Below are 14,670 nucleotides of genomic sequence, written 5' to 3' on the forward strand. Positions count from 1 at the left end.
TTAGTAAAAGAGTCGATATCGATATATAACGACTTGAGGCCGCACATGAGCTTGGGGATGAAAACTCCAAGTGAAGTGCATGAAAAAGCCAGCAGGGATTACCTACTGGCTTCATAAAAAAAGCGTCAACCTATTTTAGGACTAGACAATTATTTGTTAAGGAAGTTGACCGCTTTATCTGGGAAATCGGTAAACAGACCATCTACCTTGACTTGATTGTAGAAGATATCCATCATGCCCTCGAAGCTATCCGTGTAACTTGGAATACGGCCTGGGTCTGCTCGGAAAGTGTATGGGTGAACATCTAGGCCTGCTGCTTTTGCCTCTTTCATCAACGGCTTGATAATAATGTTATCTTTGGTTGATTTATCATCGACCAGCATTGGTTTCCAAGGGCCAATACCTTCGGCGTACTTGGCAACTTCCTTCATTGCGCCTGATTCGAACATCCAATCATAGCTGTACGGGGTTGCCGTATCACCTTGGTAGACCATGGTTTCGTTCCAGTCAGTGTAAGCCATCAGCTGCACTAATTTGAGATCCATGTCCATACTCGGCATGAGTTCATCGTTAATGCGTTTGAGCTCATTGGCGTCAAAGCATTGCAAGTACACTTTGTCATCCTGACTGTCATAGCCGTACTGTTTTAATAACTTAAGCACTGCGGAAGAGATGTCTTTGCCTTCATGACGGTGGAACCAAGGGGCTTTGATTTCAGGGTAGATACCAATATCGTAACCAATGGTCTTGTTGAGCCCTTGAATCAGCTCAATTTCTTCAGCCAGTGTAGGGACGCTGAAGTCGGACTTCCACATCGGAAAACGGGTTGGATAACCCGCGACTTTATTGCCACTGTCGTCAATATTGAACCCTTCTGTCACCTTCAATGTTTTGATTTCGGCGAGCGTAAAGTCAATCGCATAATAGCGGCCATCAGCGCGAGCACGATCAGGGTAGCGCTCTGCGACATCGGTGACCCGATCAAGGTAATGATCGTGTAAAACAACCAGTTGATCGTCTTTGGTCATAACGACATCTTGCTCAATGTAATCCGGTTTCATTGCATAAGCTAATGCCTTAGCCTCTAAAGTGTGCTCGGGTAGGTAACCTGAAGCACCCCGGTGAGCGATGACCAGAGGATGAGCTATGGCACTGGTTGATAGGCTAAGAGCCAGAAACGTAGCGCAAACTGACGTTGTTTTCATTGTTCTTTCCTTGATTGATATAGAGGTAGCATGGCTACCTCTGTTATAGATATTAAGCGAGTGCCGCTTTTTCACTGTCTTTTTGTTTATGGTGATCACGTTCGCCAACAAATGCATACACTAGGCAGACGATGGATGCGATACAAGAAGCGATAAGAATGGCAAAACCACCATCCCAACCAAAGTGATCCACGGTGTAACCTAGAATCGCATTAGCGGCAACCGCACCACCAAGATAGCCAAACAAGCCTGTTAGACCTGCTGCGGTACCTGCGGCTTTTTTCGGTGCTAACTCGAGAGCGTATAGGCCAATCAGCATTACTGGGCCGTAAATCAGGAAGCCGATTGCGACGAGTGCCATCATGTCGACAGCAGGATTGCCAGCAGGGTTGAACCAGTAAATCAATACAGCAATAGTGACGAGCGCCATGAATAAGATGCCAGCTGGAGCACGGCGCCCTTTGAACAACTTATCGGAAATCCAACCACACAGTAACGTTCCTGGAATACCCGCCCACTCATAAAGGAAGTAAGCCCATGAAGATTTATCAACCGTGAAATCTTTCGCTTCTTTGAGGTAAACGGGAGCCCAGTCAAGCACGCCGTAACGAATTAAATAGACAAATGCGTTTGCAATGGCGATTGACCAAAGCAGTTTGTTAGAAAAAACGTATTTGAAGAAGATTTCTTTCGCCGTCATTTCCTGTTCATGCGATTTATCGTAATCATCTGGATAGTCGTTTTTGTATTCTTCAATCGGAGGCAAGCCGCAAGATTGAGGAGTGTCTCGAACTGTCATCCAGATGAAGATAGCAACCAACGTGGCAAAAAAAGCAGGAACGTAAAAAGCGGTGCGCCAGTCGTCATTAAATGCCCATAGACCGAGAATGAATAGTGGGCCAATCAAGCCACCACCCACGTTATGGGCCACATTCCATACTGAAACGATTTCACCACGTTCCTTGCGTGACCACCAATGCACCATGGTTCTACCACAGGCAGGCCATCCCATACCTTGGAACCAACCGTTGAGGAAAAGCAGGATGAACATTGCAGTGATACTGCCTGTTGCCCATGGCATAAAGCCGAAGCAGAACATGATCAATGCCGACATCAGTAAGCCGCCACTGAGGAAGTAACGAGGGTTAGAGCGGTCAGAGACACTGCCCATTAAAAACTTGGATAAACCGTACGCAATTGATACCGCAGCAAGTGCAACCCCAAGGTCACCACGGCTGAATCCTTGCTCAATTAGGTAAGGCATTGCCAAACTGAAGTTTTTACGGACTAGGTAATAGCCAGCATAGCCGACGAAAATACCGATAAAGAGTTGCCAACGTAATCGGGAATAGGTGCCGTCGATGCTATCTGAAGATAAGCGATCGATGTGCGCCTTAGGTTTGAAGATTCCAAACATGAGGACCTCATTTTTTATTGTGCGATGGTAAGGTAAAGGAAAGTGAACGAGCAAAATTTATTTCGTTCGAAAGTGTTGGGCATTGTATGAATAATGGTATTAATTTCTGTGATAAATGTTGCATAAGTATTAAATTTTACTTAAATACAGAAAGTTAGAAGGGAAAACTTCGATGTCGATTCCGGATTACGCACTTTTGGTTACGAACGAAAACTTTTCTATCGAACAGCTTTTGTTCATAAGAGAACATTAATTAGAGAGGGAATAAGAAAGGCTGGATTTATGAAGCAGAAACAAAAAGCCACCGCACAGGACGGTGGCTTTTTTCTGGAAGGCGAAAGTTTAATGAAGGATACGTGCGCGTAGTGTCCCTTCGATCCCTTTGAGTTTCTTCAGCGCTTCTTCTGAGCGACTGGTTTCAACGTCGATCACTACATAACCAATATCAGCATTGGTTTGTAGATACTGACCGGCGATGTTGATGCCTTCTTCTGCAAAAATGGTGTTGATTTGCGTCAGGATGCCAGGGCGGTTTTTGTGGATATGCAGTAGACGTGAGCAATCACGATGCTCAGGCAGAGAAACCTCAGGGAAGTTAACACTCGAAAGTGTCGAACCATTGTCAGAGTATTTCGCTAGTTTGCCTGCCACTTCAACACCAATATTCTCTTGCGCTTCTTGTGTTGAGCCGCCGACGTGTGGTGTCAGGATAACATTGTCAAACTTTTGCAATGGTGACTCAAATGGGTCTGCGTTGGTTTTAGGCTCGGTTGGGAATACGTCAATCGCGGCCCCGGCAAGGTGGCCTGATTCCATCGCATGACAAAGTGCTTCAATATCGACCACAGTGCCCCGTGCGGCGTTGATGAAAATTGAGCCCGGTTTCATACGAGCAAATTCTTCCGCACCCATCATGTTTTTGGTACCCGCGGTTTCTGGAACGTGCAGAGAAATGACATCACACTTGTTCAGTAGTTCACTCATGGTATGCACTTGAGTGGCGTTACCAAGTGATAGTTTGTTCTCAATATCGTAGAAGTAAACACGCATCCCTAGGTTTTCCGCGATAATACCCAACTGCGTGCCGATGTGGCCATAGCCGATAATACCTAAACGTTTGCCTCGTGCTTCGTACGAGTTGTCGGCGCTTTTTTTCCAGATACCACGGTGTGCTAGGGCGTTCTTTTCTGGAATCCCGCGCAGTAGAAGCAGGACTTGACCAAGAACCAATTCCGCTACACTGCGTGTGTTAGAAAATGGGGCGTTAAACACTGGAATACCGCGAACAGCGGCTGCATTAAGATCGACTTGGTTGGTACCAATACAGAAACAACCAATCGCTACGAGCTTCTCTGCTGCGTTAATCACTTCCTGCGATAGGTTAGTGCGGGAACGGATACCGATGAAGTGAACATCCTTCACAGCTTCTAGCAATTCGTCTTCCGGTAACGAGCCTTTGTGGTATTCAATATTGGTGTAACCAGCAGCCTGAAGCACTTCTACCGAAGATGGGTGAAGACCTTCAAGTAGGAGGATCTTAATTTTGTCTTTTTCCAGTGAAACTTTGGCCATTGTTTTCGTCCTTAAAATGGAAATTTGGGGCTTAACTGGCGCACAAGCGGTGTAATGTTATTAAAGCAAACGTTTTATTAGCAAAAAGCCTGACGCAAACGTTTTCCTTGTGCGTCTTCTGTTCACTAAGTTAACAAAAAAAATACACTTTGGGTAAGAAAATTACGGAATAAGGAATAATTTTTATAGGATAAAAGACAAAAACGGCACCTAATGGTGCCGTTTGTAATGAAATAACTGAAACTAGCTTCAATTAATCTTCGATTTTAGCCCCTTGAGGCGTGCCAGTGATCACGACATCCGCACCACGGTGAGCAAATAAGCCAACCGTCACAACACCTGCGATAGCATTGATTTTATCTTCCATTTCTTTCGGGTTGGTGATCTGCATACCATGCACATCAAGGATCACGTTGCCGTTATCTGTTATCACACCTTCACGGTATACAGGATCGCCACCAAGTTTTACCATTTCACGAGCGACGTAAGAACGCGCCATTGGGATGACCTCTACGGGTAACGGGAACTCACCAAGAACGTCAACGGCTTTGGTGCCATCTACGATACAGACAAACTTATCGGAAATAGCGGCAACAATTTTCTCGCGTGTTAGCGCCGCACCACCACCTTTGATCATGTCGCGCGTTGCGTTGATTTCGTCAGCACCATCAACGTAGACATCCAAGTTCGACACTTCATTACAATCGAAGACTTCAATACCTAAACCTTTGAGTTTTTCAGTCGATGCCTCTGAGCTAGAAACCGCACCTTTGATATCGTCTTTGATTGTACCGAGTGCATCGATGAAGTGATTTACCGTAGAACCTGTACCAACACCGACAATGCTGTCTTTTTCAACATACTTAAGTGCTGCCCAACCAGCTTCTTTCTTCATTTCATCTTGAGTCATGCCCATCTCCTGAACGAGGTTTGAAATTAACGTTTGCGGCGCGATTATATGATCAATCAGAGACTATTCCCAATCCCAGATCTGCTTTGGTGTCACTATTTTTGGCAAAGGTACATCCCAGGATTCAACAGGTAGCTTGTCGACTTGTTGGCAATCATGCGCAAGGCCGATAGGTTTAGCGCCTGACTTGTGGTGAAACCAAGGCTCTAGCGTCCGATCATAATAGCCGCCCCCCATTCCAAGTCGGTGGCCGTGATGATCAAAGGCGACTAAAGGGGTAGTAATGAGATCCAATTGTTGAACGGGGATAATACGCGTTTGATCTAGCTTAGGTTCTTGAATGTTATAGCGATTACGTACCATTGGTGTATCGCTATCATATCGAAGGAACAACAATTGGCCTGCTGAAAAAGGGTGAATAACCGGAAGGTAAATGTCTTTGCCTTGCTGTCTGAGCCAGGCGATTAATGGAGCGGTATGGATCTCACCGTCAGTAGAAAGATACAGAGCAATATGCTGAGCTGAAGATAATTCTGGTAGTCGAGCAAATTGAGCGATCAAATCCGCTCCCGCTTTTAGCTGTGTCGCCTCATTGAGTTGATTGCGTCTGGTGCGGATGAGTTTTCTGAGGTCTTGTCGGGAAAGAGTCATAGGAGTACCCATAGTTACTGGGTACCGAGGAGGATACCCCAGAGTGCCGTTGGAGATTTTGACCCTTGAACCAGCTGGTTCAAGGCGGATCAGCAATGATAACCGTAGGCTTCTCGGTTCAAGCCGAGCTTGCTCAATAGCTATCAAGTACTAACCCTTGGGTATTGCTTATCGGCTCAGGGACGTAATCCCCTCACGAACACTCCAGGGTAAATTCTTGTTTGGCGGTAAAGGCTATTGCTGTCCTGGCTTTACTTTACTTAGTGCTTTCGTCAGTGATGCGCTGAGCTTTTCCAATTGCTCATTGAGTGCATTCTGCTGCTTTTCATCTACTGTATCACGGCTTTCGAGCTCATGACAGACGTTCAGAGCAACAAAGGTCAATAGTTGAACTTCATTGGTAATTTTGGTTTTTGCAGCCATGTCTTTTAAGCGTTCATCAAGGTTTTGAGCTGCATTACGCAAAGACTCTTCTTGTCCTGACGGGCAATTTACCAGAGTTAGCTTACCTAAAATTTCGACTTCAACTGCTTGATTACTCATACCGACTCTAAATGCGTTAGTAGGGGTGATGTGCAGACAATCACCGAGGGGGAAACTATAGGAAAAGGCTTGTTAAGATTCAAGCTTTTCCCCGCTAAGGTGAATAAATCATAACGCAATAACACAGTAATTGGGCAAATTGTGTAAAAGCTACCCACAATTGCGTAATCGCTCGTTTTCGCTGCTCTTGGTAAATGGTAGGATTGGCATTATTTAGCAAATTTTGGGTCTCTTTATGAGCGAAAGCAATCTGCCAGAATACCTAACTTTGGCAAGTGAACTTCAGTCAGCTGGATTGGCCGTCAACCCTTCGGAACTGCACGGCTTATTGGCTGGAATGTTAAGTGGTGGTTTGAGTTTAACCGACAAAAGCTGGCAACCTCTTATCTTTGATTACACCAATGATGGTATGGGCTGGCCGACAAAATCTTTGCAGTTGGCTGAAGCTACATTAGAAGCGACGATCGTAGAGTTTACAGGTTCAGGAATGGATATTTCGATGTTGATTCCAGACGAAGAAGCTAGTGCTAGCTTGTTTGACACAGCAGATGGTGTCGCAGAATGGGTCAATCACTTCATTTCGGGTCTGGGGTTAGTTGGTGCTGAGCTGAAGAAAGCGTCTAAGGATGCCAAAGAAGCGCTGGCCGATCTGGAAGAGATTGCCAAGCTTGGCATTGATGAAGATGATGACATGGAAGAGCAGGCGCTGTTATTGGAGCAAGTGATTGAGCACGTTAAAGCTTGTGCGCTGACTATTCACTCTGAATTTGGCCAAAAGCCAGCAGAACAAAAAGCACCAACTATCCACTAATCAGGACTTCTCATGAAGCAGTTTGATGTTGTAATTGCTGGTGGTGCAATGGCGGGTATGACGCTGGCATTAGCGATTAATACACTTTCTCAACAGCCGATTTCTATTGCAGTTATTGAGCCTTATAAAGCTGATCACCAAGCTCACCCAGGCTTTGACTCCCGTTCTATCGCTCTATCATATGGCACCGTAAATGTTTTAAAACAATTCGAGCTGTGGGAAGACATTTCAAAATTAGCGACCGCCATTGAACATATTCATGTATCTGATCGCTCGCATGCAGGCATGACAGACATCGACCATAAAGCAGTGGGTGTAGAAGCTCTAGGCTATGTGGTCGAGTTAGCGGATATTGGTCGCTTGTATCATGATAAAGCGGCTCAAGATCCTAATATTACTTTGCTTTGCCCCGTATCGGTGAACCGTGTTGAACGTTTGCAGGAAGAAGTGCATGTTTCTCTTGATAATGGGCAGGTGATCAGTGGAAAGCTATTAGTCGCCGCTGATGGTGCGGTATCAACCTGTTGCCAGCAAATCGGATTAGAGCTCAACGAGCATGATTTTGAGCAAGTAGCAGTGATTGCCAATATCAAAACAGCTCAAGCTCACCAAGGTCGTGCGTTTGAGAGGTTCACTGCATCTGGTCCAGCCGCCTTGTTACCAATGAGCGAACAGCGAATGTCGTTAGTTTGGTGTTTAAGCTCAGATGATGCACAGCGAATCATGTCTCTGAGTGAAGACGCATTTCTTGAAGAGTTGCAGCAGGCTTTCGGCTGGAGACTGGGTAAGCTGGAAAAAGTCGGACAACGAGCTGACTATCCATTGCTGTTGCGTTACAGATCGCAGAACACCTCTCACCGATTTGCCCTTGTGGGGAATGCTGCCCAGACGCTGCACCCAATCGCTGGACAAGGCTTCAATTTAGGGATCCGGGATGTTGCGACATTAGCCGAAGCGATTGCCAATCATGAGCATGATCCAGGTGCATACTCGGTTTTACGCCAGTTTAAGCATCGTCGTGAAAGTGACCGCCGCGCGACCATCACTTTGACTTCGTCTTTGGTGCATATTTTTTCCAATGACTACCTTTCGTTGCGTATTGGCCGAAATATCAGTTTAGCAGCGATGGACAATATTCCAGCTTTAAAAGCCCCTTTATTAGCGAGAACTTTAGGTTTAGTTTCTCGCTAGCAGATTGAATAAGGATTGAATTCAGATGATGCAAAGCGTTGATATTGCAATTGTCGGTGGAGGCATGGTCGGTCTAGCTTTGGCGGCGGCGTTTAAAGAGACTGACCTGCGTATTGCAGTAATCGAAAGCCGTGTTCCGGATAGTGAACTGGCTGAACTACCAGATGTTCGCGTCTCAGCTTTGAGCCGTTCAAGTGAAAATATATTACGTAACCTAGGCGCATGGAATGGCATCGTACAGCGTCGCGCCGCACCGTATTCAGCCATGGAAGTATGGGAGCAAGATAGCTTTGCCCGGATTGAGTTTGATGCTCAGAAGTTAGCCCAGCCAGACTTGGGGCATATTGTTGAAAACCGTGTGATTCAGCTATCATTGCTTGAGCAGGTCAAGCAGCAGTCAAACGTTAGCTTATTTATGCCGACAAAATGCAGTTCGATGGCTATTGGTGAAAGTGAAGCTTGGTTAACGTTGGATAACGGTCAGTCCCTGACTGCTAAGTTGGTTGTTGGCGCGGATGGGGCTAATTCTTGGGTGCGCAAGCAGCAAGATATTCCTTTAACGCACTGGGACTATGGGCATAGTGCCGTTGTAGCGAATGTTTGGACAGCAGAAACGCACGACAGAGTTGCGCGTCAGATCTTTACACCACAAGGACCGCTGGCTTTTTTACCTATGGGTGAAAGCAATATGAGTTCGATTGTCTGGTCTACCGAACCGAATCGAGCCGACAGTTTAGTGGCCATGTCTGATGCTGAATTCAATAAAGCCCTGACGGCTGAATTTGATGCTCGACTAGGGTTATGTGAAGTCGTCGGACAACGCTTTGCTTTCCCACTCAAAATGCGTTATGCGCGAGACTTTGCCGTAGAGCGAGTTGCCCTCGTGGGGGATGCGGCTCATACCATTCACCCGCTAGCGGGGCAGGGTGTCAACCTTGGTTTGTTGGATGCTGCGAGTCTTGCCCAAGAGGTGATGACGTTATGGCGTAAAGGTGATGACATTGGTGCTAAACGTAATCTCCGTAGTTACGAGCGCTGGAGAAAATCTGAAGCCGCGAAAATGATCGCAGCGATGCAAGGATTTAAAGATCTGTTTTCTGGGGATAACCCTGCGAAGAAGCTGGCGAGAGGTATTGGTATGGCGTTGGTTGGGCAATTGCCAGGAGCGAAAGATGAAATCATGAAACGTGCTCTTGGATTGAAAGGTGAGCTCCCTGCGCTAGCGCAATATCATGAGGCGACATTACCTTAGTTGTTTGTGGTAAATCACAAAGGGTTGGCTAAAGCCAACCCTTTTTAATTCCTATTTACGCGTACGCGCAGCGTAGTCTCATTATTTCTTGGTTCACTTCTTTGACTGTCTGGAAATGTCGTCGCTCAGCCTTTTCCGGTAAGACGAGTTTACCGTTATCAAATTCAAACTTACCAATACCGTAGATATAAATCCTTCCCTTAAAGAGCCGACTTACGTGTTTAGCAATCATACTTGGTGTATAGCGCTTAAACAGTCTCATAGAGTAATCCTTATGTTTAGCAAGCACTGCAAAGTATACGATTTTCCGCCTATTTTTTATGTGATTATGGTGGAGGAATATGCAGTTAAATGTGTTTTTTTGGATATTTGTGTTGTTGTAGGCAAAACTGCGGATAAATATCCATTTTATTGTGACAATTACCTCAGTTATGTTCTGTTTCTGGAACTCATCTCGGCTTATCACTCAGCGCAATAGTAAACCGGAGATTTATGACATTTATAAGAATAGTTTAACTTTTTTATAATATGCCAACTTACGGTAAATTTTTTGTATAAAAAAAGCCCGCTAAAATGCGGGCGAATAGTCACAGATGCATTACACAAAAAGTGGATGTCCTGAAACAATCAGTGGATTCACTTTTTCGTTGGAGAAGGATTTGTATGCTTATTACTATTTAATCGCTCAGCAGCTAAACATACCAAGCTATACATCATAATTCGCTCGTACTTTACCCAACGAAAATAAGCTTAATCTAAAATATTGATTGTGACTATATATTCTTTATTATTGAATAATGATTTATTTTGTTGGGGTGCTTTATTGAGTGGCTTATCACGATTTTATGCAAATAGAATGAGTGATAAGAGAGGTAAATGATGGTTATATCACCTGCAGATGTCGGCAAAGATCGGGTTGCAGAGCCGGATCAAGTCGTCCCTGTGGAGGGCTAAACCTGCCATATTTGAGCCACTGCTTATGGTGACTTTGGATTCGTTTAAGATTTGGTTATCAAAAATGATCGGCATGTTAATCGGAAGCAGTAAGGGTGTGACGGTGCCAATTTGATAACCTGTAAGCTCTTCCACCATTGATAAATCCACACAGGTCATTCGTCGGCAGTCAAGCAATGAGCGCACTTTTTTAGGATCAACTGATTTGTCTCCTGGTGCACAAGCTAACGCATACAAGTTACCCATATCACGCAATAGGATCGATTTAACCATCTGTGCAGGTCTAACTCCTCGTTGCCGAGCGGCATCATCAATCGTAATCGCTGGGGATTGATGCGGGAGGAGCTGGAAAGAAACCCGCTGCTCGGTCAAGTAGCGGGTGAGCTTGGTTTCGAACTTATTCATCATCTTCAAGAGAATAAGGAAGGGGTTGCATAGTCAAGATGGTGTTAGGGACATCTTTTAAGCGGAATTGTGTGTCGGCGTCGAGGTTATTTGGTAAAACCGCAAGGCCAATAGCGATACCATCATTAAAGTGATAATGACTCATGAGTTGTCCTGCACTACGCCAATTATCACCGACGGAACGCTCTATTTCTGCTCCTGCTTTGAGCTCTGATTCGCAGTGACCTCTTAGGAGCTGTAAGGCGCGCTTGTTCATGCCACGGTATTTTGCTCTAGCGACGGTTTCCTGGCCGGTATAACAACCTTTGCTAAAGCTGATGCCTCCGAGAGCCTGAACATTCAACGCTTGTGGAATATGTTCGCCTTGGTGCTCTTTTCTGACAGCAGGGATCGCCGCATTAATATCTAGGCAAGTCCAGATATCTTCGCAAGCCTTGGTCGCCTTGATGGACTGGCATAGCTGGGTTGCCGTTGCGCTATCAACGGCTAACAACCATCGTTGTTCGTCGATTTTGAGAGCCGTGCCACCTTCGATAGCACGCACATCTCCACTTTGCTGTGACAGTTCCTCAATGACTTGATTGGCGTTAGTACCAATTAGGCCAAGCAATACGTCGTGGCTTTCAGCAAACTCGACATTTGAGAAAATGGCGTATTTCTTTAATTCCGCCAGCTCTGTTTCGATTGCCGACTTGGGCTGTAGCATGGCGTAACCGCCTTGGTGGTGGAACAGACGAAATACACTCCAAACCTTGCCTTTCGCATCACAGTGAGCACCAAATGTTGTCTCGTCTTTGGCAAGCTGAACCACATCACAGGTGACCTGACCTTGCAGGTAAGATTTTTTATCATCGCCTTGTGCGGTGATCATTCCCCATGACGTTAAGTGGGTGAGAACAAGTTCGGGAAGAAAATCTGAACTAGAGAGAGAAAGAGGTGCAAAATCTTGTTGCCATTCCATGATGATTACCTGAATGCTATCGAATAGCGCTATGTTAGCGCTGAAAGAGTGATGGAAACAACCTTTGAAGTGATAGGGATAAATGGTGTAAATCTGTTAGCTTGCTCGGGAGTGTGACTGAGTTAGTAGTTGTGGGCAATTTTGATTGTTACACTCGGCGCAAACAACCGAATAGGTGAGGAATAAGAATGTACACCACGGAAGAAAAAGCGCGAATCAAATGGGCGTGCCGCCGCGGAATGCTCGAATTGGACGTCGTGATTATGCCGTTTTTTGAAGAGTGCTTTGACGAGCTCCAAGACAATGAGCAAAGAGATTTTGTGTCGTTACTTGAGTGCGACGACCCCGATCTGTTTACTTGGATCATGGGTCATGGTCGTAGTGAAAACTTAGGTCATGCATCCATGGTCGATAAGATTGTTGCCCACAACCTCAGTAAAGTGCGTTAATCTCTTCGCCACCAAGTCATTTCTATTTCAACAGGCTAATGCTACTTTCCTGATGTTGGCCTGTTGCCTTGTTATTTCTTCTGATCTACCTCTGCTTGCTACAGTCTTTATCCTTATTAGACTGATTCAATACCACAGTGAAGCAACATGGATTACTGAACCTGTACAAGGCCATTTAACCTTCTCTTCTGCCTGCTCATGTGAGATTGACGGAAAACCGTTAGATATTAAAAAAAGTGTGCTGAGCTTGGCTATGTTTGGTGTGCTGATATGGTTCGAAAGCGGGCAAAAACGTATTCTCTGGCGAGATAGTGTTGCAGAAGAGCACTACCGACAATTACTAGTGATGTTAAAAAGGGAACATTAAGTTCCCCCTTTGATTTATGACTGGATTTTCTTCGGTTCCAAAATAGTGGGGCCACTATTTGGTGCCAGTTCTGGGTAGTCGAGAGTGTAATGTAAACCTCGGCTTTCCTTACGCTCCATAGCGCAGCGAACCATGAGTTCCGCGACTTGAAGTAAATTACGTAGCTCAAGTAAGTTGTTAGAAACCTTGAAGTTACTGTAATACTCATGGGTTTCCTGCTGCAGTAGCTGGATGCGGCGTAAAGCCCGCTCAAGACGTTTATCGGTACGAACGATACCCATGTAATCCCACATAAAGAGGCGCAGTTCATGCCAGTTGTGCTGAATTACCACCTCTTCATCTGAGCAGCTCACCTGACTTTCATCCCAAGCAGGTAATGAAGGGGGAAGCTCTGCGTCGTCTAAACGTTGGATGATATCGTTAGCCGCCGACCATGCATAAACAACACACTCTAGTAATGAGTTCGATGCCATTCGGTTGGCGCCATGCAATCCGGTATAGCTGACTTCGCCAATGGCATACAACTGAGATAAATCCGTTTCACCTTGCTTATTGACCATGACGCCACCGCATGTGTAGTGAGCTGCCGGTACAACCGGAATCGGTTCTTTGGTCATGTCGATACCAAGATCCATCAAGCGGGTATATATGGTTGGGAAATGCTTTTCGATAAAGTCGGCAGGTTTATGGCTGATGTCTAAATACATGCAGTCTGCACCCAATCGTTTCATTTCAAAGTCAATTGCACGCGCGACGACATCGCGTGGTGCCAGCTCTTCTCTTTCATCAAAGTCTGGCATAAAGCGTGAACCATCCGGGCGACGTAGGAATGCACCTTCCCCACGCAATGCTTCAGTCAAAAGGAAGTTTCTTGCTTCTGGGTGATACAAACAAGTTGGATGGAACTGATTGAACTCCATGTTGGCGACTCGACAGCCCGCTCGCCAAGCAATCGCAATACCATCTCCTGAGGACACATCAGGGTTTGAAGTGTATTGGTATACTTTAGATGCGCCACCCGTAGCTAGTACCACAAACTTGGCCCGTACCGTCTCAACGTGCTCTTGGTTTCGGTTCCAGATGTAAGCACCAACAATTTTATTTTTATCGCCACCCACCTTATCTTCGCAGATTAGGTCTAGGGCATTATGCCGTTCCAATACCGTAATATTTGGGTGATTGTGAGCGTTATCTTGCAATGAAGTCTGCATGGCCATGCCTGTCGCATCTGCAGCATGCAGAATACGGCGATGGCTATGTCCACCTTCGCGTGTAAGGTGATAACGAGGTTGGTCATCACTATCACCGTCTTCGCGGTCAAAAGGTACACCACCATCAATTAACCATTGAACACACTCTTTCGCGTTCTCTGCGATAAATTCGACGGTTTCTTGCTCACACAGACCAGCACCCGCGACAAGTGTGTCCTGAACATGAGATTCAATGCTGTCTGACTCATCAAACACAGCAGCAATACCGCCCTGAGCATAATAAGTTGCCCCTTCACTTCTCGGCCCTTTGCTCAATACAATGACTTTGCCATGTTCTGCTACACGTAACGCTAAAGACAGACCGGCTGCGCCACTACCTACCACTAACACATCACATTGATGTTCACGGTTTGCGTTCATAAAACTTTTAAATTCCCGAGTTAAGTTGTACTGGCGCCAATCCAACTTTTTAGCGTCAGTAATAGAGCGGCTTCGCTCTTTAAATCAATTTTTAAATTGCAACATGAACCCTGAAAATATCAGAGTTAGCTCACTATAGTAGCATTGGAATGAATGCAATTCTTGGTAAATAACATTGCTTTTAAGTTCTTTCGTCCCCACAATCTGGGGCAGAAGTTATAGGGTCATCACTTCTCAAATAAAATTCGAAGAAAGTTTGAACTTTATATTTATTGCTGAGTCACAATAGTGCTCAAGTAAGCAGTGGTGTCAATACTACATTTTGCATAATTAATGCTCATATCTGACAAG

Annotated in this window: 14 protein-coding genes and 1 other RNA gene; 4 read left to right on the plus strand and 11 right to left on the minus strand. The window is 45.4% G+C overall.

Translation table 11 applies throughout. From position 1 onward, the window contains the following. Positions 1-149 precede the first annotated feature (149 nt). From glpQ to zapA, 7 genes are all read right to left on the minus strand, one after another. Complete coding sequence (glpQ, locus tag L1D15_RS16400; RefSeq protein WP_239876446.1) at positions 150-1,205, minus strand: glycerophosphodiester phosphodiesterase; 1,056 nt, start codon at positions 1,203-1,205, stop codon at positions 150-152. 52 nt (positions 1,206-1,257) lie between these two features. Further along, positions 1,258-2,622, minus strand: a complete 1,365-nt coding sequence (gene glpT / locus L1D15_RS16405; protein ID WP_239838550.1) for a glycerol-3-phosphate transporter — start codon at positions 2,620-2,622, stop codon at positions 1,258-1,260. A 342-nt stretch (positions 2,623-2,964) separates the two neighbouring features. After that, on the minus strand, positions 2,965-4,194 hold the full coding sequence (gene serA / locus L1D15_RS16410) for a phosphoglycerate dehydrogenase (protein ID WP_239838549.1): 1,230 nt from the start codon (positions 4,192-4,194) through the stop codon (positions 2,965-2,967). A 253-nt stretch (positions 4,195-4,447) separates the two neighbouring features. Continuing rightward, positions 4,448-5,104 (minus strand): ribose-5-phosphate isomerase RpiA, encoded by a 657-nt coding sequence (gene rpiA, locus L1D15_RS16415; protein ID WP_239868884.1) that lies wholly within the window; start codon positions 5,102-5,104, stop codon positions 4,448-4,450. A 63-nt stretch (positions 5,105-5,167) separates the two neighbouring features. Then, a complete protein-coding gene (locus L1D15_RS16420; RefSeq protein WP_239876447.1) occupies positions 5,168-5,755 on the minus strand; it encodes a 5-formyltetrahydrofolate cyclo-ligase in 588 nt (195 codons plus the stop codon). A gap of 31 nt (positions 5,756-5,786) precedes the next feature. After that, positions 5,787-5,969, minus strand: a non-coding RNA gene (gene ssrS / locus L1D15_RS16425) — 6S RNA. A gap of 20 nt (positions 5,970-5,989) precedes the next feature. Next, a complete protein-coding gene (gene zapA / locus L1D15_RS16430) occupies positions 5,990-6,298 on the minus strand; it encodes a cell division protein ZapA (protein WP_239876448.1) in 309 nt (102 codons plus the stop codon). A 235-nt stretch (positions 6,299-6,533) separates the two neighbouring features. Between zapA and L1D15_RS16435 the strand changes: the two genes are divergently transcribed. The 3 genes from L1D15_RS16435 to L1D15_RS16445 are packed head-to-tail and all read left to right on the plus strand — an operon-like array spanning position 6,534 to position 9,552. Then, positions 6,534-7,109 (plus strand): YecA family protein, encoded by a 576-nt coding sequence (locus L1D15_RS16435; protein WP_239876449.1) that lies wholly within the window; start codon positions 6,534-6,536, stop codon positions 7,107-7,109. A gap of 12 nt (positions 7,110-7,121) precedes the next feature. Then, positions 7,122-8,300 (plus strand): 2-octaprenyl-6-methoxyphenyl hydroxylase, encoded by a 1,179-nt coding sequence (ubiH, locus tag L1D15_RS16440; protein WP_239876450.1) that lies wholly within the window; start codon positions 7,122-7,124, stop codon positions 8,298-8,300. Between the two features lie 25 nt (positions 8,301-8,325). Continuing rightward, the gene (locus L1D15_RS16445) at positions 8,326-9,552 is read left to right on the plus strand and encodes an FAD-dependent 2-octaprenylphenol hydroxylase (protein ID WP_239876451.1); all 1,227 of its coding nucleotides are present in this window, start codon (positions 8,326-8,328) and stop codon (positions 9,550-9,552) included. Between the two features lie 55 nt (positions 9,553-9,607). Here L1D15_RS16445 and L1D15_RS16450 read toward each other — a convergent pair whose 3' ends face one another. The 3 genes from L1D15_RS16450 to ygfZ all read right to left on the minus strand — a co-directional run bounded on the left by L1D15_RS16450 (position 9,608) and on the right by ygfZ (position 11,872). Beyond that, on the minus strand, positions 9,608-9,814 hold the full coding sequence (locus tag L1D15_RS16450) for a DUF1107 domain-containing protein (RefSeq protein ID WP_239838542.1): 207 nt from the start codon (positions 9,812-9,814) through the stop codon (positions 9,608-9,610). Between the two features lie 626 nt (positions 9,815-10,440). Next, the gene (locus L1D15_RS16455) at positions 10,441-10,914 is read right to left on the minus strand and encodes a YbaK/EbsC family protein (RefSeq protein WP_239868836.1); all 474 of its coding nucleotides are present in this window, start codon (positions 10,912-10,914) and stop codon (positions 10,441-10,443) included. Further along, positions 10,904-11,872 carry a tRNA-modifying protein YgfZ gene (gene ygfZ / locus L1D15_RS16460; RefSeq protein WP_239876452.1) on the minus strand — a complete coding sequence of 323 codons (969 nt, stop codon included), beginning with the start codon at positions 11,870-11,872 and terminating at the stop codon, positions 10,904-10,906. Before ygfZ ends, L1D15_RS16455 begins: the two co-directional genes overlap by 11 nt. Positions 11,873-12,060: 188 nt before the next feature. On the opposite strand from ygfZ, the gene L1D15_RS16465 reads away from it, so the two are divergent. Further along, on the plus strand, positions 12,061-12,321 hold the full coding sequence (locus tag L1D15_RS16465; protein WP_239838539.1) for a succinate dehydrogenase assembly factor 2: 261 nt from the start codon (positions 12,061-12,063) through the stop codon (positions 12,319-12,321). A gap of 381 nt (positions 12,322-12,702) precedes the next feature. Here L1D15_RS16465 and nadB read toward each other — a convergent pair whose 3' ends face one another. Continuing rightward, positions 12,703-14,319 carry an L-aspartate oxidase gene (gene nadB, locus L1D15_RS16470; RefSeq protein WP_239876453.1) on the minus strand — a complete coding sequence of 539 codons (1,617 nt, stop codon included), beginning with the start codon at positions 14,317-14,319 and terminating at the stop codon, positions 12,703-12,705. Between the last annotated feature and the right edge of the window lie 351 nt (positions 14,320-14,670).

Origin of the sequence: Vibrio sp. Isolate25 (genome assembly GCF_022398025.1) — a bacterium.
GTDB lineage: Bacteria > Pseudomonadota > Gammaproteobacteria > Enterobacterales > Vibrionaceae > Vibrio > Vibrio coralliilyticus_A.